This is a genomic window from Coleofasciculus sp. G3-WIS-01 (assembly GCF_040223135.1).
Taxonomy (GTDB): domain Bacteria; phylum Cyanobacteriota; class Cyanobacteriia; order Cyanobacteriales; family Coleofasciculaceae; genus Coleofasciculus.
The window spans coordinates 19356-39335 of sequence record NZ_JAVJZI010000236.1 but is presented as its reverse complement, the minus strand read 5'-3'; the positions used below and the strand labels follow the sequence as shown (position 1 = coordinate 39335).

The 19980-nt window shown below is 44.6% G+C and carries 18 protein-coding genes; 12 read left to right on the top strand and 6 right to left on the bottom strand.

Annotated features, from left to right (window positions below; genetic code table 11):
* Both RIM23_RS24025 and RIM23_RS24020 read right to left on the bottom strand, forming a co-directional pair.
* Window positions 1–271: zinc ribbon domain-containing protein (locus RIM23_RS24025; protein ID WP_446370019.1), on the bottom strand; the 271-nt coding region annotated here is incomplete at its 3' end.
* Window positions 272–537: 266 nt separating this feature from the next.
* A complete protein-coding gene (locus tag RIM23_RS24020; RefSeq protein ID WP_446370017.1) occupies window positions 538–1380 on the bottom strand; it encodes a YaaW family protein in 843 nt (280 codons plus the stop codon).
* An 83-nt stretch (window positions 1381–1463) separates the two neighbouring features.
* Between RIM23_RS24020 and RIM23_RS24015 the strand changes: the two genes are divergently transcribed.
* Window positions 1464–2504 (top strand): NAD(P)/FAD-dependent oxidoreductase, encoded by a 1041-nt coding sequence (locus tag RIM23_RS24015; protein WP_446370015.1) that lies wholly within the window; start codon window positions 1464–1466, stop codon window positions 2502–2504.
* 366 nt (window positions 2505–2870) lie between these two features.
* On the top strand, window positions 2871–3719 hold the full coding sequence (locus RIM23_RS24010) for a hypothetical protein (protein ID WP_446370013.1): 849 nt from the start codon (window positions 2871–2873) through the stop codon (window positions 3717–3719).
* A gap of 39 nt (window positions 3720–3758) precedes the next feature.
* Here the strand turns inward: RIM23_RS24010 and RIM23_RS24005 are convergent, their stop codons facing one another.
* Window positions 3759–5003 carry a CCA tRNA nucleotidyltransferase gene (locus RIM23_RS24005; protein WP_446370011.1) on the bottom strand — a complete coding sequence of 415 codons (1245 nt, stop codon included), beginning with the start codon at window positions 5001–5003 and terminating at the stop codon, window positions 3759–3761.
* 126 nt (window positions 5004–5129) lie between these two features.
* Between RIM23_RS24005 and RIM23_RS24000 the strand changes: the two genes are divergently transcribed.
* From RIM23_RS24000 to RIM23_RS23985, 4 genes are all read left to right on the top strand, one after another.
* Complete coding sequence (locus RIM23_RS24000; protein WP_446334717.1) at window positions 5130–5378, top strand: Ycf34 family protein; 249 nt, start codon at window positions 5130–5132, stop codon at window positions 5376–5378.
* A 454-nt stretch (window positions 5379–5832) separates the two neighbouring features.
* Complete coding sequence (locus RIM23_RS23995) at window positions 5833–6996, top strand: RRXRR domain-containing protein (protein WP_446370009.1); 1164 nt, start codon at window positions 5833–5835, stop codon at window positions 6994–6996.
* A 154-nt stretch (window positions 6997–7150) separates the two neighbouring features.
* Window positions 7151–7795, top strand: a complete 645-nt coding sequence (locus RIM23_RS23990) for a DedA family protein (RefSeq protein ID WP_446370007.1) — start codon at window positions 7151–7153, stop codon at window positions 7793–7795.
* Between the two features lie 335 nt (window positions 7796–8130).
* Window positions 8131–8559 carry a pentapeptide repeat-containing protein gene (locus tag RIM23_RS23985; protein WP_446370005.1) on the top strand — a complete coding sequence of 143 codons (429 nt, stop codon included), beginning with the start codon at window positions 8131–8133 and terminating at the stop codon, window positions 8557–8559.
* A gap of 250 nt (window positions 8560–8809) precedes the next feature.
* Here the strand turns inward: RIM23_RS23985 and RIM23_RS23980 are convergent, their stop codons facing one another.
* Entirely contained in the window at window positions 8810–10063 is a 1254-nt protein-coding gene (locus RIM23_RS23980; RefSeq protein WP_446370002.1) for an RNA-guided endonuclease InsQ/TnpB family protein, read from the bottom strand.
* A gap of 326 nt (window positions 10064–10389) precedes the next feature.
* Here RIM23_RS23980 and RIM23_RS23975 point away from each other — a divergent pair, with 326 nt between their 5' ends.
* Complete coding sequence (locus tag RIM23_RS23975) at window positions 10390–10521, top strand: hypothetical protein (RefSeq protein ID WP_446370000.1); 132 nt, start codon at window positions 10390–10392, stop codon at window positions 10519–10521.
* A gap of 369 nt (window positions 10522–10890) precedes the next feature.
* Window positions 10891–11712, top strand: coding sequence for a tetratricopeptide repeat protein (locus RIM23_RS23970; protein WP_446369998.1), 822 nt, complete (start codon window positions 10891–10893; stop codon window positions 11710–11712).
* A gap of 222 nt (window positions 11713–11934) precedes the next feature.
* Here the strand turns inward: RIM23_RS23970 and RIM23_RS23965 are convergent, their stop codons facing one another.
* Together RIM23_RS23965 and RIM23_RS23960 are read right to left on the bottom strand one after the other, a co-directional pair.
* Window positions 11935–14373, bottom strand: a complete 2439-nt coding sequence (locus RIM23_RS23965) for a VIT domain-containing protein (protein ID WP_446369996.1) — start codon at window positions 14371–14373, stop codon at window positions 11935–11937.
* A 527-nt stretch (window positions 14374–14900) separates the two neighbouring features.
* Entirely contained in the window at window positions 14901–15515 is a 615-nt protein-coding gene (locus RIM23_RS23960) for a Uma2 family endonuclease (RefSeq protein WP_446369994.1), read from the bottom strand.
* A gap of 366 nt (window positions 15516–15881) precedes the next feature.
* Here RIM23_RS23960 and map point away from each other — a divergent pair, with 366 nt between their 5' ends.
* The 4 genes from map (at window position 15882) to RIM23_RS23940 (ending at window position 19929) form a co-directional block, all read left to right on the top strand.
* On the top strand, window positions 15882–16709 hold the full coding sequence (gene map, locus RIM23_RS23955) for a type I methionyl aminopeptidase (RefSeq protein ID WP_446369992.1): 828 nt from the start codon (window positions 15882–15884) through the stop codon (window positions 16707–16709).
* 305 nt (window positions 16710–17014) lie between these two features.
* Window positions 17015–17776, top strand: coding sequence for a MinD/ParA family ATP-binding protein (locus RIM23_RS23950; protein WP_446369990.1), 762 nt, complete (start codon window positions 17015–17017; stop codon window positions 17774–17776).
* Between the two features lie 243 nt (window positions 17777–18019).
* Window positions 18020–19180: an AAA family ATPase gene (locus tag RIM23_RS23945; RefSeq protein ID WP_446369988.1), complete on the top strand. Its 1161-nt coding sequence runs from the start codon at window positions 18020–18022 to the stop codon at window positions 19178–19180.
* A gap of 17 nt (window positions 19181–19197) precedes the next feature.
* A complete protein-coding gene (locus RIM23_RS23940; protein WP_446370028.1) occupies window positions 19198–19929 on the top strand; it encodes a hypothetical protein in 732 nt (243 codons plus the stop codon).
* The last annotated feature ends 51 nt before the right edge of the window (window positions 19930–19980 follow it).

The window sequence follows — 19980 nt, the reverse complement described above, 5'->3', positions numbered from 1 at the left end:
TGTTGGGTTGGGTATTAGAAGCCCAGGGGAATCCACCGGGGCGGATGGCTTCGGTATTCATGGATGCATTGATATCGGCGTGAGCCTTAAATCCACAAGTCTTACAGTGGAATCTCGACTTATGCCGATTTGTGCTGTGACGCTGATTGCAACGGCTGCACTTCTGAGCTGTGAATCGGGCCTCTACATAACCAACTTGATTACCTTTTGCTTCAGCTTTGTAAGTCAAGAACTGCTCAAGCTGATAGAAGCTCCAAGAAGATATCCACATGTTGAGCTTCTTGTATCTGCGTTTGTTGCGAATACCTTACAAATCCTCCAAGGCGTAAATTTTCACGCCATTAAGTGCAGCCAGTTTCTTGCTTATACAGTGGTTGCAATCCCGCATGAACCGCTTCTGATGGAATATGACTGTTTATGCTAAATATTCTATTTATTAAACAAATGTAAGCTTTTATGAAATGGGAGGCAGAGCCTCCAGGGGAGCATTCCCAGGCAGAGCCTGGGAACGAGGCAGAGCCTGGGAACGAGGCTAAGCTAAACCGGTTCCCAACATTCGCTCCGCAGCAGGCGAATTTGGGCTAACGCTAAGATAGTTGGGATAATCCGACCGTAATTTGTCGCGATCGCACGCCAGCCTAAGTCGGCAAAAAAATAGCCCCACAATACCGGTCCTGCGAAGGCAAATAAGGTGCGAGTTGCCCCATAACGCGCTGCATTCGCTGCCATTCCCCGCTTCGCCGTTTGCAGCACCAGATAATTCTGAAACTGAGTCGCCGCCGCTGCACCTCCCTGAACCGCTGCTTGTTTTGCCACTTGATACCGGGCAAAATGGATGGCAAACTGACGCGCCACCTGTTTGAGAATAATCGGCTTAACAATAGAAGACACGGCTAACGCCGAACCGCCCTTAATCAACAAATCCATCGGATTGTGCTGGATATGCGCCGGTAAGGGTTGGGATTGATTCGACTGGGCTAATGAGCGCTTTACCTGCACAGTAATCGATTTTTGTTCAGCGGGAGGTAATTTTTTCCAGGCGCGACTCATCAGGTTAAGAAATATTTCTTCCTCGATATCCGTGGTTGATAGTTTTTTGGAATAAGGGATCTTCAGGTAACGGCAAACCTGAATCAGCGCTTGTCGGTAGGTAAAGTCCTTCGTGCGTCCCTTAAGTACCGTCACCCCATCGGCGGCTAAAAAGCGAAACCGTTGCTCTAGAGCATCCAACCACGCCTGCCGATCTTGACTTTGAACCTCGATGGGTTCAGGAGTTTGAATATAGTCTAGAGGATTAAACTGACGACGGAACAAAATTTGTGTCAGTTGCTGTAATTCGTCTTCCGTTGCCAGTTCTAAGGCGCTTCTGAGTTCATCCAATGGTCTACCCTCCAACCCCTATAAACCCTACTGCTCTCTATTCTACCTGTATACTTAACTTCAACCGGACAGGAGAATCTGTAGTGTTTGATATTGCGATTATCGGTGCAGGTATGGCAGGACTAATCTGCGCTCAACAATTGTACCAAGCTGGGTATCGAGTCGTTGTGTTAGAAAAGTCTCGTGGCGTTGGTGGGCGAGTGGCGACTCGGCGCATTCAGGGAACTCCGGTTGATCATGGTGTGCCGTTTCTCTTGGCTAAGGGTAAGTTATCACAGCAACTGATTCAGACATTGTGCGATCGCGGCATCCTTCACCTCTGGAGGGATAATCAAGATGAGTCTGAATACCCATCTTCTCGGTATATCGCCCCCAACGGAATCACCGCCGTTGCCAAATATTTGGCTCAGGGTTTAGATATCTGGTTCTCCTGTCGCGTCCATGCGATCGCGCCTACCCCTGAACAAACCTGGCATATTACCTACCATACACCTGACCAGACACACAACCAGTTGACCGCATCTGCAGTCGTTATGGCGATTCCCGCCCCCCAAGCCTTAACGGTACTCGAACCCTTGGTTCAGAGGGTGTTCTCCTCAAATTTCATAGAAAGTCTACAGGCAGTTAAATTTGACCCCTGTCTCAGTGTCATGGCGGGTTATGCGAGCCCCCAACAACCCCCATTAAACTCATACTCGATAAAATGTTCTCCAGATGATAATTTAGCCTGGATTGGTTTAGACAGCAGCAAACGTTCTGATGCAACTTCACCGATTTATGTGCTTCATAGTACAGCTAAGTTTGCTCAACATTATCTAGATTCTCCCGATTTACAAGGGGCGGGTCAACAATTACTTGCTCATGCGGCTCAATTACTCGTTCCTTGGCTCAAGTCCCCGGATTGGTTCCAAGTGCATCGCTGGCGCTATGCCTTTCCCCGAACTCCCGCCCATCAAGATTGCCTTGTGACAACAGCACCTTTACCCCTCGTCTGTTGTGGCGATTGGTGTGGGAATAATTTAATTGAAAGTGCCATGAAGTCGGGATTCGCCGCAGCGCTTAATATTAATCAACAATTGCGGCAACTTTCCTTGCCCGATGACGTCATCACTCACAAGCCATAAATTGGCAAAAACCAACAGATTTTCAAGGAGAAAGAATATATAAATTTTTCTCTCCTGATAAATAAATTCATTATGTATTTATCCCCGGATAAAATTCTTCATGAAAGCTTTATATACAATCATCGAAATTTAGATTAAATTAAGTAACAGAAAGAGCAAACTCAGTTAAAGACAGACAACCTTCATCTATCAGGTGAATTTTAGACGGTTCCAACGAATAGCTCTTTAAATCAGGTGCGCTACAAGTTTATACTCCTTGTTGAAGCCGTCTATTCACAGACAGGGGTAATCTGCAAAACCGTTGAATACGGTTGATACTCCAGGAGTATCACAACAAACGCAGGTAATTTTTAGAGGGAACTACCAATGACGACCAGTGCGACTGCCCTAAAATTCATTCTCACACCCGTGGCAATTTCAGCAACCGTATTTGCCGCCTTGACCCTACCCCTCAATCTGTTCGGCTCCAAGCCGGTGACAATTCAAGTTCAAGAAGAACCGATTTTTTTTGGCGAATTGAAAGAATTTGCACCTCAATATCTAGGAGTGGCAGGTTTATTAAGCGCAGGCGTAGGACTAACGAGTGTGGCGATGATGGGGTGGCAAAAGTCTTCCCGGAAATCGGCTGAAGTTGAACAAGAACTGGCAAAATTAGCCCAAAATCTAGAAGACAAGCAAAAACTGCTAGACAAAATCAGAAGCTCACAATCCCAGTTGGATGCTTCTGGGCTACAAAACTGGTTGGATAAACAGACAACCCAATCGACCAGTACAACGCCCCTCCCAGACATTCAGACACTTCTGTCTCTCGAATCAGAAGCCCCAGAGACAGAAGTGTCTTTGCAAACCCGATTAGAGCAACAGGTATCGCCGAATTCGGATTCAGCATCGGTGGATGTGATTGAGGCGCAACCGCAAGTGGAACCGCAGGTGATGAGTGACTCATCAATTACCTCGGCTCAAGCCAACTCGATGCAAGCACTCGCCGCATCCTTAGCGTCAGCTCAAGCCGTCTTCGGTAATACCTCAGCCCAGAATGCACAACCGTCATTATCAACAACAACCTCAGAAGTCGAGAAAATTGACCATCAACTCGAACAAATGATGGCACAGATTATCTCCATGCGACAGGCATTACAGTCAAATCAGCAGGCTGTTACGAGTAGCGTTGAGGAGGGTAGCGAACGGCGTCACGGTTTAAAGTTAGTCAGTTAGCTATCTTTCGGGGCAATTCATGAATTGTCCCGATTCGTTCTAAGTTATCAACTGGGTGGCAAATGCTAACGCCTCGTCACGAGTTGAAACCTTGCCTTCAATCCTGGCGATTTGAATCTGTGTGAGTAACTGTCCAATTTGAGGACTAGGCGGTAACTGCAACTGTTGCATCAAATCATGACCGGTTACTAACGGAGTCGGATGAGCTACTTGATCCTCAGGGGTTAGATAACGATTAATCAAGGGAGCTATTTGATCAACAGATAGTCCTGCGGCGACGGCTAGAACGGCTAAAGCGGGGAAAACTGACCCGACATTTTGAAAGAAAAAATACTGATGTCTTAAGGTCATTGGCGAGGTAACATGAGATAAAAGTTGGGGTAAATATTGAATCATAATCAGCACCGCCCGAATTTCGGCGCGGCTATACTTTAACCGTAAAAGTTGGGCTTCGGCTGCTGCAACCGTAGAGGGTAACAGGTTTGTCAATTTGGCTAAACTCAGCCACGATAAGGACTTGCCACTCACGGGGGTTTCCAGTTGGCTGCCTAATCTGTGCCACCTTTGAGCCAGAACAATCGCGGCGTTGTCAGTTGTCGCGATTTGGGCTAAATTCTGTGCATTCCCATGACTGAACCAGTGGTGAAGTAATTGATCCTGCCAAGCGGCGGTAAGCCAAGGTGTTCCTTGTGGAAATTGGAGTAGGTAGTTCAACTCTACCTGTACCCGTTCGGCTGCCATTTTTGCCAGTAAGGGAGCAAATTGGCGAATTGTGGATTGAGTCGTCGGTTCTATCGTAAAACCCAGTTGAGCAGCTTGGCGATAGGCTCGAAGTAATCGTAAGGGATCATCCTGGAGATTCGCCGGGGATACCATGCGGATAATCCCTGCACGGCAATCGGCTACACCCTGCAAGGGGTCAATGATTTGGCGGCTATGGGGATTATACGCGATCGCATTAATGGTAAAATCACGTCGATACAGGTCAGTCTCTAGGCTTTCCCCTTCCTGTTGAGCGATATCAACGGTTGCGGTATCAAAAACGACTCTGGCAATCTGTCGCGCCTCATCTAGCACCACAAACCCAGCTTGATAATGACTTGCCAGCTCTCGTGCGATTTTCACCGCGTCAGTTGGAACAACAAAGTCCAAGTCCAAATAGTCAGCCTGTCGTCCCAGCAACGCATCTCGTACCGCCCCACCGACTAAACAGGCTTGAGGTGATAACCACTCTAAGCTGAAGGGAAAGGTTTCAGGAGACAGAACAGATAAGTCAGAGTTCATCTTAAGTAACGAATACTGGCGGACAAAGGACATCAGACATCAGACAAATCAAAAAATCAACCTAAATAGTGGTCAATCTATGGCTTGTCTGAGTTAGGCTAACAAAAAGGACTTGGAGTTTGGGCAATGTGTATTTGCGTTAACTGCCACTATGTAGACCGATGCACCACCTATAATGCGGTGGAAACCCAGCATGAGCAACCCCATCTGACGGAAATGCCAGATTTTGAGCCGATTGAACCAACCATCAATGTCAACATCCGTCCTCAAGAGGATTTTGTGGAGATGGAATGGGATGTAGTCGGATGTAACAGCTTTAAGGAAGAAAAGGGCAAATGGGCAAAACTGCGTCCGGGTGAGTTGGTGCCAACTTAAGCAGTTGTATCAAAACAACTTCGCTTTTGGGTAGTGGCGTGACCAAACTAAAATGGTGGTATAGATTGTAGGTTGGGTTGAGGAACGAAACCCAACAAAAGATAGGGCTCGCATCCTTTACTACAAGCTAATCTATCAAATTAGGTGTGCCACGCCGCCATCGTGCGTTAGCAAGCATAACGCACCTACCAAGGCTACACCCGACACCCTGAGTGCGTAAGTCCTGTTCGAGTTCATGAACCCTACCCTACTTCGTTGAGGGTAGGGATTGGCAGAGGGAACCTGCCAGGAAGTCATGAATAGGGCATGAGTTGGTAGGGGATAACCACTTCCGAACGCTTCTCTAGTTCGGATTAGATGTAGGTCTAGGAATCTCTAGACACCCTCTAACTCCAGGACACCCCCTTACCAATGCCTGAAGAGACACAAACATTTACACGAGTGGATTATCTCTATGTATCGTGTTCCAGTAGTTAACAAAAAAGGAAAACCTTTAATGCCTACCAAACCCTCTAGGGCTAGACGGTGGGTGTCCGAAGGTAAAGCAGTGGGGAAATGGTCAGACCTGGGAGTTTACTATGTCCAACTCACCACACCACCATCGGCTGAGGAAGTACAACCAATCGCGGTAGGAGTCGATCCGGGTAAGTCCTACTCCGGTGTCGGTGTCCAGTCCGCTAAATGTACCCTGCTACAACTGCATCTTATCCTTCCGTTTGGGCGGGTCAAAAAACGGATGGAAACCCGCGCCATGTTACGACGGTCTCGCCGTTCTAGACGGATTAACCGAGATGTTCCATTCAAGCAACGTAACCACCGCCAATGCAGGTTCGATAATCGCAAAGGTCACAAAATACCCCCATCCATTAAAGCCTCCCGGCAGTTGGAGTTACGGACAGTTACCGAATTAGCGGCTATCTTTCCGGTAACAGCGATTGGGTATGAACGGGTTAGAGCCGATGTAGACCAGACTAAACGCCAACGTGCCAAATCGGGTAAGGGCTTCTCTCCGGTCATGGTGGGTCAGAATTGGGCAATATCCCAAATGGAAAAAATTGCCCCTGTCTATGTCCGACACGGTTGGCAAAAGGATGGGAATGGTACATCCCAACTCCGAACCCAACTAGGGTTAGAGAAGGACTTGGCTAACAAGTCCATAGCCAAACCGGAAACTCATGCAGTTGATGGGGTGACACTGGCTTGCGGGTATTTTGTCAAATATGTCCCGTTTACTGGCAGGGCGTCTCTACATGGTTACACCCACAAGGGTAGCGTTAACGTGACCCCTTCCCCGTTTAAAATCATCACACGTCCTGGTGCGGTGAAGCGGGGGAAAGAGTATGGATTCTTCCGCCGCCAATTACACTTTGAAGTCCCGGATAAGTCGGGGATAAGGAAGCGTAAGGGTGGGACAATCACCCCCTTTGGAGTGAGGATTGGTGATTGGGTCAGATCAGAAAAAGCAGGGATTGTCTACATTGGCTACGTTGGCGGGTTTACCGATACCAAAAAGACTCAGAAAGTTTCCGTTTGCGACTACACCTGGAAACGAATTGGACAATTTGCCCCCAGTAAAGTCGAGTTAATCAGGAGGAATAACGGCTTATGCGTAGCGTGAGAAAAGAGTTGGATGCCTCCATTCTTCCGGCATCCCGCTATCCCTCCTCACCCTACGAGAGTTGAGGGTGAGGACTCCCGCGAATACGTTGACACAATTTGCCAGATTACGTCAAAATGTGATAAGGGATAAATTTTTGTAAAGGGTTTACTGGATGTCTTTTGAGCTATTATCACTGGAGACAATCCAGGAACTGGCACATGAGTACGGCTATTGGGTCATTTTCTCGGGTATTGCCTTAGAAAATACTGGAGTTCCCCTCCCTGGTGAAACCATTACCCTGGTGGGTGGTTTCTTAGCGGGAAGTGGTGAACTCAATTATTGGTTTGTACTGGCAAGTGCCATTACTGGAGCCGTCCTGGGTGATAATTGTGGGTATTGGATTGGCAAAATAGGGGGTTGGTCATTCTTATTGCGATTAGGAGGTTTCTTTCGCATTCCAGAACCCCAGCTGGTAGAAGTCAAGCGGCAATTTAGTGAAAATGCCGCTAGAGCGGTGTTTTTTGGGCGATTTGTGGCACTCCTACGCATTTTTGCCGGACCCATGGCAGGAATTGCAGAAATGCCCTACTCTCAATTTATCTTGTGTAACCTAGCGGGGGCTGCTGTGTGGGCATCCGTAATGGTGAGTTTATCCTTCTTTGTCGGACGGATTATTCCTTTAGAAACTTTGGTCTCTTGGATGGCGAAGTTTGGCATCGCAGTACTGCTGTTGGTGATTGGTTGGATAGGAGTTTCAATTTGGTTGGAGTCACGTAAAATCAAAGATGTCTCGATTAGTGATCAGCCGTCTGAATGACCGCTAAGCTGGCGACTCTCTCCTGATTAATGTGATTAAAAAAAATTATCAATGGATAATTAATAATTGATAATTGACAATTGATTAATTGGGTCTAAGACCTCTTCGTTTACGAAGAAATTAAAAAAGATTTTCCTTAATTTCAATCCTCTTCTTTTAAGGAGAGGTCATTATACATTGTCAATTTGTGAACTTCAGCCACCCAATTCACCCCAGATCCAAAATATTCAGCAATTTTACTGAAGCCATTTACGACAGATGGCTGATGAAATATACACCTAATGATGAATAACAATTAAAGACAAGCCGTGTATTACAAAACAACGAAAAAGCTTGTGAATATTAATCTAAGTGGCAAAGACCTAAGTGGCAAGGATCTAGTGGGGGCTAACCTTAGAGGTGCTATCCTAGAAGGAACTGACCTAAGTGGTGCTGATTTAAGTGAAGCAAACCTTCAGGGTGCTAATCTCAATGGTGCAGACCTCAGCTTAGCCAACCTCAGCTATGCGAAATTGACCCGCGCTCAGCTAAGTGGTGCTGACTTGCTAGCGGCTGATCTAATCGGTGCGGATCTCAGGGGTGCAGATTTGAGAAATGCAGATCTTAAAGGTGCTGATTTGACGGATGCTGACTTAAGATCTACTGATTTGAGGGGGGTCAAATTGAGCCGAGTGAACCTCAGAGGTGCTGACTTGAGAGGGGCAAAGTTAAGTAAAGTCTACCTCATGGATGCTGATGTGAAAGGGATTAAGCTGGTAAGCTGATGGCTCTGTTGAACAATAAATTTTAGATTTTAGTTCATTCAAAAGGCTAAAATCTAAAATTGGTTGGTTAAGCTGTTATGCATTTAAATTTGGTATTAGTAGCGAGCAATATGCTCCCACACCAAGGATGAGAGCAATTCTTGACATTCAGGTTTAAATGCCGAACCGTTTATTGCCTAGCTCACCCAGAACGCCCTGTTTCATACCGTTCGTTCATAGTGAGTGACATCCTCCGACGATCAATCAAAGATTACATCGTCGGCTTCCCAACCTCACAATTGGGCATTGCTCCCCTACGCCAGTTATCTAGGCACATAGCCCCCGACACCTCGACTTGAGAGCCAATTTCTTGCTTCTCCAGAGTCCCTGGATACGTTTCGATTCCACGATTACAAATTTCTTGAGCAGAAGCGATATCTCTATCTACTTCATAACGGCACTCAGGACAGTAATGAATTCGGTCTGAGAGTTCCTTCCTAACCTCAACTCGGCAATTTGGGCAAGTTTGAGAAGTTCCCCGATGGTCTACTTCTCCAACAAATACCCCTCGTTTGTTGCCGACAAACTTAAGAATAGAGCGAAATTGACCAAAACCTGCGTCAATTGTATGCTTGCCTAAAAAACCCTTTGCCATAATGCGGAAATCAATATCTTCAACAAAGATAGTATCCGCTATATCACAAAGTTTATGAGCAAGCTTAAATTGATAATCCTTCCGTTTAAAAGCGATGTGGTTATGCTGTTTCTCTACCTTTCTCCTGGCTTTCTCATAATTTTTAGAGCGCTTTTTTTTCTTTGCCAACCGACGTTGTAGCACTTTCAGCCGACGGTGTTCGGTTTTGAAGAATTTGCGCCCAGGCTCAACAAAGCCGTCACTGGTTGCCAGGTAACAGAGCAGTCCCACATCAACCCCAATAGCATGACCATGAGGGAAGGTTTTTGGAATCTCAATGTCTGAGTACAAGGTGATCACAACAAACCATCCCATTGCCTTTTTAACAACCCGTACTTGTTTGACTATAAAGCCATCAGGAATAGGGCGATGCAAATTAATTTCCACCTTCCCTAACTTCGGGAGTTGGATATGCCAGCCTGTTATTGGGTTACTCTTGAATTGCGGGAATAGCAGCGACTTCTTATGTCCCACTTTCTTGAAGCGAGGGAAACCATACCCTCTTTGTCTAAAGAAGTCCCAAGCGTCATGCAGACTTCTAATGTTGGTTTGCAAAACTTGAGAGGGAACTGATTTAAGTCGCGGGAATTCCTTTTTAGCTTTAGGCAGATTGTTTTGTTGCTGGTGGTAGCTGGGAAAAGGGTAATCCGCACTCATGATGTACTCAGACTCCAAGCTACACCTATCTATTGGACACTTTCTAGAAGCTATCCAATCCTTGAGTTCTCTCAAAGCGTAATTGTAGGACACCCGCAACGTTTCCAACCACTCATCGAGGAGTTGGGTTTGTTGTTGATCGGGCTTAATTCGGTAGGTGTAGTTGAGAAGCATAATTAGATTCTACCACATCTATTTTAAGTGGTAAATGTCAATTTCCGGGGTATCGAACCCCTCGATTGACTTGAGGAGTGAAGGCATCCCAACGCTTGCGTCAAAGATTATGGCGTGGGACTTATAGCTCCTCAAACTCCTCATTAGTTAATGGTTTTCCCCGTAACGATAGTTCAGCGACTCGCCCCTACAGCCCCTACAGCCCCGACAAATCCGAAAGCTCCGACATCTCCGACAAGACATGAATGTAATCGTAGGCATTTTCTCCCTCTAAAATCGAAGAGAAGGCTAGGTTAAGAATCAATCAAAACCGCTACAGTTGGGGCTTGCAGAATCTAGGAGGGGTTCGAGCGATCGCCACATTTCTCTCTATCTCTTATTACCCTGTCCTCGCCCAGATTCTACCCGATGGTTATTTGGCGTCAAAATTATGGCAAGTGGGAAAATATACGGATTAAGAACGGCGAACTCACCAGTATAGCAATCTCTAACACAGCGATTGTCCACCAGCGGATTTCTTGATAACTCATTCGCATTTTCTCAATTCGATTTACCCAATTCCCCTTAGGGAGATAGTCTTCAGATGATCAGGGTTTGTTGAGAAAGACTATCAGTTTATTGGGGTATGTTCCTTTTTACAGAGGCGGCGAACTGTTTCAGTAGCGTGTTTGTGAAGAGTGCGTGAGAAATCAATAAAGATATTGACAACCACACCCGACACCCCACCTACTATTCAAATAGTTTAAGAGTTCTTTCCGGTACTCCGGGTAAAAGGAAGCAGATTGCTTGTACAGTGATCTAATAGCCCCTGTGATTTGAACATTCTCATGAAACGTTGGATTGTCAGTTTATTCGGTACAGTGCTAGTGCTGGTATGCTCTGGATTGTGGATAACGCCATCGGTGATGGCACAAGCCCAAATCCCTGATTTAACCCAGGCTCAGATTGAGCGGCTCAACGAATTACGGCAAAAAGCGTTTACGGCGACAGAACTCGGTGAGTTCACCATAGCTGAAGAGTATTGGACGCAACTGATTGAACTGTTACCCGATAATCCTGTAGGCTGGAGTAATCGGGGAAATACCAGAGTCAGTCAGAATAAATTAGACGAAGCGATCGCAGATTTTAATCAATCGATTCAGTTAGCGCCCGACGCCGCCGATCCTTATTTGAACCGGGGTACAGCTTATGAAGGACAAGGAGAATGGGATCATGCGATCGCAGATTATCAGCGGGTATTGCAGATTAACCCCGATGACGCGATGGCGTACAATAACCTAGGAAACGCTAACGCGGGAAAGGGAGAATGGGAAGCCGCGATCGCATATTACCAGAAAGCCATTGATTTATCCCCTAATTTTGCCTTCGCCCGGGCTAACCACGCCCTCGCCCTTTATCAAATTGGCGAGACAAAAGAAGCTATCTTAGAATTCCGCAAGCTGATCCGCAAATATCCCCAATTTCCCGATGTCCGCGCTGCACTCACCGCCGCCTTATGGGCTAATGGGAATCCGGGGGAAGCCGAGAGTAATTGGGTTGCTGCTATTGGGTTAGATCAGCGTTATAAAGACATCGATTGGGTGAAAAATATCCGCCGTTGGCCCCCCGCTATGGTGATGGCGTTGGATAAATTTTTACAGTTGGAATAATACTCAACCGGATTTGATATGAGTCGGTATATATGTCTGATCTTGTTTAGATTGTATCATCCGAAAAAATTTGTGCGACTTCCGAAGCAAGATTATTCAGCTAAAACTTAATAGGTGCAATATCTTAGTTTTAGTCCATTTTAATGGACTTGAGCTATAAGCCAAGAACTTGAGTTCTTGGCGGATGCTGAGGCTGACGGAAAATGAAAATTCAGCTAAATCTTACGACTGAATCCGTAACCTTAACACTACGGTGTTATTAACCGCTTTAGAAGGACGCCACTTGATCAAATTTCGCTTAATTAACTCAATCACCTTTACCGTTTTCAAGGTTGAAGCCTCCTCATCTAACACAATCCGCCCCACGCGCCCTTTGCTTAGAGTAAACTCGAAAACGATTTCACCACTCAAATTAGAGGGAAAATTCACTCGTTGCAAATACTGGGTCAGAGATAGGGTTTCAGTTTGATCCAATCCGGTGACACTAACCACTTCCAACTGAGTATTTTTAGCGGCTGAATGCGAATGATTTTGACCTAAGTTTTTCGGAACTTCATTAATACCTTTGCTTACACTTCCTGGGGATGGAGATGTCGGTAAAATTGGGTTTTTATTTCCTTGTTCTGGCATCGAATAAAAACTCTCCCATTCATCTGATAAGGCATCCGAAATAGAGAGACTTTCAATTTCAAGCACCCTATCCTCAATACGCTCCCATTCATCTGATGAGGCACTTTCAATCACCCTATTTGGCTTCCTGGCTGAATAGGCTCGCCGTTTTGATTGAATTGACAGTGCACGACGAGGTGCTGTTGCACCAAAAACACCTCGATAACTAACATCCTCTGCCATTTCTACAGGAACATTCATGGAAACCGATTGGCTTTCCGGTTCTACCCGCACATCATCACTAACGGCAACAAACGCCGTATATTGGCACAATAATTGATAGGTTAACGCCGTATCCGTTACCGCCTCAACTCCCAATTTAGTTTCATAAGTAACCATTTGATTCATCAAGTTTTTAATCCGTGCCCGCCCCCATAACTGAGCAATGGCTGGATTTCCAGTTTCGCTAAAATTGAGGTGAAATGTCTTTTCATAGCGTTCACCGTCTGCGGTAGTACCATTAATCTGTAAATCACCCGCGATGCGATCGCGCTTTCGTCCAAATAGCACCAAAGGCTGTTGGGCAAATAAATCGGGGGCGACTGCAGGGTAAATCTCTGGGGATTCTCCTGTCCCTTCCCAGTTTATTTCAATTGTCGTTAAGACGGGATTATTAATTGACCGGAAAAACTTTTCCACTACTTTTTCCGTCGGTTCATCGTGACGAATAATCCGGCAAATTCCGCGTCCTATTTCAGCAATGCGATTGAGTAAAAAGCGGTTAACTGAACTCCCCGCCCCGAAACTATATAAACGATTTCCGGGTTTAAGTTCCTGCTGCACTTCGGCTAAAATTTGAGTCTCATTACCAATATAACCATCACTAAGCAAAACTACACTTCGCAACCGCCCCTCTGGTGCTGGAACATTAATCGCCGCCCGAATCCCACTGAGCATTTCGGTTGCGCCACTGGCATGTAATTGATTAATATAATTGATGGCTAATGCTCGATTTTCGGGTGTATTGGCGAGGGGGGTTTGGGATAAATGGCGGACGGTATGGGAAAAGTCAAGAATCGTGAATGTATCCTTAGGATTTAACCCATTAATAAAGCGTCGTATTAGTTCTTGACATTTGTGCAAGGGTGCGCCTTGTTGGGAACCGGATGTGTCCATGAGAAACACCATATCCTTGGGGACAATTTCATCAGGGCGATAGTCTAAGGCGGGGATAAAATAAAGGGCAAAATGTCCGCCCCGTTCATCAGATTGGGTTAAGACTGTGGCTTGGGTATTGTCTCCCGCGACTTGATATCTTAGGATTAAGTCTTTATTGGGAATGGTATCATCACCGCGCAGTTGTACCCGGACAATTTCTCCCTGAGTTTCTATCTGCAACTGATGAGAGGGTGAATGGACATTTTGAGTCGGTACACCTGCATCAATTTCCACCGTAACGCTGATATCATGTGCAGAACGCATTCCTTCTGGTACAATAGGCGGTGTAATTCTGGATGCATCAGGGACTTCATCGGTATCGTCACTATCATCAATAGCTGTACCGGGAATATATCGGGGTCCTATCACCATGGGGAAGACGAATTCATAGTCCCCTTGTTCAAAGTTCAAGCTATTGGTGTAGCGAATCGTGACATCAATTTGTTCACCGGGTTTGATATTAGCCAGGGATTGGGTAAAGATATTATCGCGTTCTTGTTCGAGTAATCCGGCTGTGCGCCCTTCTTGTTTGGCTTGTGCGTAAATCTGTTGGGCTTCTTCGCGTTTTTTAATGGTTCCTTTAATCGTGCGATCGCCGATTTGAATTTCCATGTCATCCACGGCGGCTTCATCGGGTAAAGGGAAGACATAAACGGCTTCTAACGGTTGGGTGAACGGGTTCTCAAATCGCTGAGTAACTTCAACTCGTGACAGGTTCCCAGCAATTTTAGCATCAACCTCGGTATGCTTGAGCGGAAAAACTAGGGAATTCCCGTCGGGAGATTGACAGTATAAGCCGTTATATTTCGGCGTGGGAGATTGAACGGATGTCATTGGTTATTTATCCTTTTTTATCGGAGTTTTTTGATTGAGAGGAATGTAGTTAAACTTAGCTGGGTTGTAATAGGGTTATGGTAGCCTGATTTTTGACCCTTCACAACCTTCGAGACAAGGCGCCTCTGTGTGTAGGGGCGGGTTTGACGACTATCTTTTCGGTTGCACCCAGATATAACTAAACCCGCCCCCATATAGGTTTCTAGATTTCCGGTGAAACGTCAGGTTTCTTGAGTGTGACATTATGATTATGCTTTGGAGAAGGTTTTGGTTTTAATTTTTACTTGATTTAATTGATCAAATAGAACAGTAATCCTTGATTCCGAATTTAATGAATTAGAATTACATCCAGAAACTGTAGGGCCCCATGGCGTGCGCCCATAAAATCTACAAATCTATCCCACAATTTTAGCTGTGCCACGCCACTATTAGGCGTCTCCTACTCGCCTAGGAGAACCCGAAGGGTAGAGTAACCCAACTCTAAGGTTAACCTGTTGGGTTTCGTTCCTCAACCCAACCTACTTGAACTAACGACTAACTGACTTAAATATTTCTTCAGCAGTTAAATTTAAGTCTGGGAAAGCAACCGACTGGATAGAGTCATTGCCTCGAAATTGACTAATTTGGTATTCTCCATCGACTAAAATATAAATAGAAATCGTTGGTTGTTTCGGATTACCAATAAATTTACGACCACCCATAGCCAAATAATCGACAATCCAATACTCAGCAATTCCTATCCCTTCGTACTCTCCATATTTTTTGTAGTAATCATCCCGCCAATTACGGCTAACCACTTCAATGACTAAAGGGATTGATTCTCCCAGAGTCAAAGTCGATTCTTTTTTCCACAACGGTTCGTTGCTCAAGTTCAAACGGTTGATTAATAAGATATCTGGCGAATAAGCCGATTCACTTGAGGCTGATTTCACCAGCGCCGTTTTTGGAATAGAATAGCGACGCTTGAGGCGAACATATTCTAATGTCAGCTTTTCGGCTAAAAATCCCACAACATCTTCATGTTCCCCAGTCGGCTGTGGCATTTCAACAATTGCTCCATCATGAAGTTCATAGCGTTTATTGTCTGGCTTCCACTGGATGAATTCAGCGAAGTTTATTGTTTTGGGTAAGGATTGAACCATAATTTATTGGGTCAGGAGAAAAAACGCGGACAAACCACAGAGACACAGAGGACACAGAGGTGATAGGGGTCTGGAGTAGGGGCACCAGTGCTGTGCCCCTATAGGTGGGGTTGTAGACTGTTTATCAAATTCAAAGGGTTGATTAACACGATATCTGGCAAATAAGCTGGAGCCGGGATAATCAATGATAAGATAAAACTTTGTCGCCGGATCACCCTTGCCCAGCCTACAGAAACTCATTTAATCGGCAACATCGGGGAATTGAAACCTGAAAATCCCCCTTTTGCCAGCAGGCTTTCCCGCAGTGTAGGGAAAGGCGAGGGGATCTCCAAGTCAAGCTCACCCATTCTCGGTTTCATCGTTTACATGAATATTCTTAGTAACCTGCTTTCCAAACCCGCCCAGCAATCCCGTCCGAAAAAACAACGTCGGGGCATAGAAATTAAATCCGAGTCTGAACTTACCATTATGCGGCAGGCATCTAAAATAGTCGCCACTGTTCTCAAAGAAATTACTGAACAGGTTAAACCGGGAATGACTACAGCGGATTTGGATGCTTATGCGGAAAAACGCATCCGCGAGATGGGAGCAACCCCCAGTTTTAAAGGATACCACGGCTTCCCCGCTTCAATCTGTTCCTGTCTCAACAACGAAGTGGTGCATGGAATTCCCAGTCGCAAAAAGGTGATTCGGGCTGGGGATGTGCTGAAAGTTGACACCGGGGCTTACTATGAAGGCTTCCATGGCGACTCCTGTATTACCATTGCCGTGGGTAATGTTAAACCCAACGCTGCTAAGTTAATCGAAGTCGCAGAAGCATCGCTGTACAAAGGAATCGAACAGGTGAAAGCGGGGAACTACCTGATTGACATTGCGGGCGCGATCGAAGATCATGTGAACGCTAATGGTTTTACTGTGGTGGAAGATTTCACAGGTCATGGCGTGGGACGCAACTTGCACGAAGAACCCTCTGTATTTCACTTCCGCACTCGGCAAATGGCCAATGTTAAGTTACGGGAAGGGATGACTCTGGCAATTGAACCCATTATTAATGCAGGTTCTAAGTTTACCCGTATCTTATCTGATCGTTGGACAGCCGTAACCGTCGATAATGCCCTATCTGCTCAGTTTGAGCATACTGTGTTAGTGACAACAGATGGATACGAAATTTTAACTGACCGCACTAAGGTGTGAACGAGTCGAGTTAAGATAGATCAACTCAAAACTTAGCCAGGGCGGGTTTAGTCACATCTGGGTTAATCAGAAACGATAGTAGTAAAACCCGCCCCTACACAAATCGGTTTGGGCGGGTTTAGTCACATCTGGGTTAATCAGAAATGATTAGTAGTAAAACCCGCCCCTACACAAATCGGTTCGGGCGGGTTTAGTCACATCTGGGTTAATCAGAAACGATAGTAGTAAAACCCGCCCCTACACAAACACCAGGTTCCCTGAGCCTAGCGTTGGGTCAAAACTAATCGACATCCTAGAGGTATAAAATGTCGGAAATTGTGTCGATTCACTCATTCCGTGGTGGTACCGGCAAATCAAATGCTACAGCGAATCTAGCTGCGACTGTCGCTAAAGCTGGATATCGAGTCGGTATTGTTGATACTGATATCCAGTCTCCAGGAATTCACGTTCTTTTCGGCTTTGATGAGAACAAAATGAAAAATGCCCTAAATGATTACTTATGGGGGCGTTGTCAAATTCAAGATGCGGCGTATGATGTCAGTTCTATCCTGGGAGAAAACCGCAAAATCAATAGCAAACTCTATTTGATTCCCTCCAGTATTCGCATGGGAGAGATTACCCGGATTTTGCGAGAAGGGTACGATGTCAATATGTTAATTGACGGTTTTGAGGACTTAATTTCAGCCTTAAAGCTAGACTATCTCTTCATTGATACTCACCCCGGTCTGAATGAAGAAACCCTACTGTCTATCACTATCTCTGACGTATTGTTAATTATTCTACGTCCAGACCGTCAGGACTTTCAAGGAACGGCTGTAACCGTCGATGTGGCGCGGAAGTTGCAAGTGCCTAAGCTACTGCTGATGGTGAATAAAGCCCATGAATCGCTAGATTTTAAGGCATTAGAGCAAGATATGACAAAAACCTATCAGGCTAAAGTCGCGGGGATTTTACCCTTATCGGAAGAAATGATTCAACTCGCTAGTGGCGATGTCTTTTGTATCCGCTTTCCCAGTCATCCTTTAAGCCTAGAAATTAAAAAAGTAGCACAGCAGATTATGACGTGATGGAAATGTCACTGATATAAGCTAGGTTCGTAGTTGCGCTTTAGCGCTAAAAATTCTAGCTGACTACAAACCCTTAAGAAGCGTGCCATTTTCCTTAAATTAGTACCATTCACGTTAAGTATTAGGTGGGTGGGTATACGAATTTTTACGTGATTTTCCCTCAAATTCATTTGTTGTTACTAGGTTATCTAAAATATAAAATGAACTGAATACTTCTCTTTAATGTCAGAAAAATACATAGACATGAGAATTACACGCCTAAGAGTTGAGAACTTCAAATCCCTCGTTGACTTTAATTTATCTTTAGCCAAATTTAACTGTTTAGTTGGACTGAATGGTTCAGGCAAATCAACAGTATTACAATTCTTTGATTTTTTATCTCAACAGGTTAAAGGGGATCTAGACGATTGGTTAAAAAAACGGCAGTGGGAAGCCTCTGATATTAATTCAAAGTTAACTCGAAAAAATAATATTGATTTTGAAGCTTGTCTTCTCCATAATAAAAATTTTGAGGTTAAATGGTCTGCCAGCTTTAACCGGACAACATTGCGTTGTACCGCTGAACGTATAGATTGGAATAATAATTTAATTCTGAAAGTAGAAGATGGAAAATATAATATCTGGGCTTTGACTAAGCAAGAGCGGGAGAAGAAATTATCTGGAACTATCACATTTGATTATCAAGGCTCATTACTATCACAGATTAAAGAATCTCAATTAACCACACAAACCCTTGAACTCAAGAAGTTTTTTGAAGAAATAAATGCATTAGATCTTTTGGCTCCTGAGTTGTTAAGACAGCGGACACGAGAGGCAACCAATAGTTTAGGATTGGGTGGTGAACGTCTTTCAGCCTTTCTCTATGAAATAGGGGAAGCCAAACGAGACGATATTAAACAAAGAATGACTAAAGTTTATCCAACAATCAAAAAAATTGATGTAGAAAAACTGCGTTTTGGCTGGAAAAGACTTCTAGTTGAAGAGGAATTTAAAAAGACTCTATTAAAGACAGAAGCACGCCATGTAGCTGATGGCTTTTTGCGTATGCTGGCGATTTTGGCGCAACTGTCTAAAGAGCAAAGTTTTTTGTTGCTTGATGAAATAGAGAATGGTATTAATCCGGAACTTATTGAGTTTCTCGTTGATAGCTTAGTTCAATCTCCTCCACAAGTGCTGGTTACAACCCATAGTCCGATGATTTTGAATTATCTCGAAGATGATATTGCCATTGCCGGTGTAATTTACCTATACAAAACGCAAAATGGCTCGACACAAGCTGTGCGACTCTTTGATATTCCTTCTATGCGAGAGAAATTAACGGTTATGGGTCCAGGGGAAGTTTATGAGGATACCTTATTAACTCAACTGGATCAAGAAATTAGTAGCCTAAAACAAACTAATTAGTCAGAGGTACGTTGGCTGTGTTTTTACTACTCAGTGGAGAAGGAGCATCTGATATAGGCGATCAGCATGAAATTGGTCTCATGACTAAGTTTATTGATCATTGGGTCATTCGACGTAGCAATTACTCCTTAATTGAGATAAAGTGTTATAAAATTGTTTCCAAAACGGAATTAGCTGATATAGCCAAAAGTCAGCTTAAGCCTCTTTCTAAAAAAGGAAAAAAGCACAAGAAAGAAACAGGGTATTTCTATCAAAATGCCAGAGCTTTAGCTTTATTAGCTAAGGAATTAGCTAAGGAATTAGCAAAGGAAGAGAGTAGTAAGCTTGAGACAATAGTCATACCAGTTTTGTTTAGAGATGCAGACGGTACTGCAAGCTCTGATCGAGGAGAATGGCAAGATAAATATCAATCTGTGTTGAATGGCTTTGAAGCTGAAGCAATTTTAAATGGTGTTCCAATGATTCCCAAACCCAAGTCTGAAGCTTGGATTTTGTGTGCATTGCGTGAGCGTTATCACAATTGTCAGCCCCTTGAAAATGAGTCAGGTAATGATGATTCGCCGAAGTCCTTGAAAAAACAGTTAGAGCAGCATCTGGGTAAACCAGCAACAAGAGAGTTACTGAATGATGAGATTGATCAAGGCAACCTAGATATTAGCAACATTATAGATATGCCTAGTCTTACAGCATTTAAGGAAAGATTAGATGAAGTATTGGATAACCTTAGATTGCCTCGGCAGGACTATTGACCGAGGATTAATCCAGATTCTCAGTGTAACGCGATCGCACCTTCGATGTTT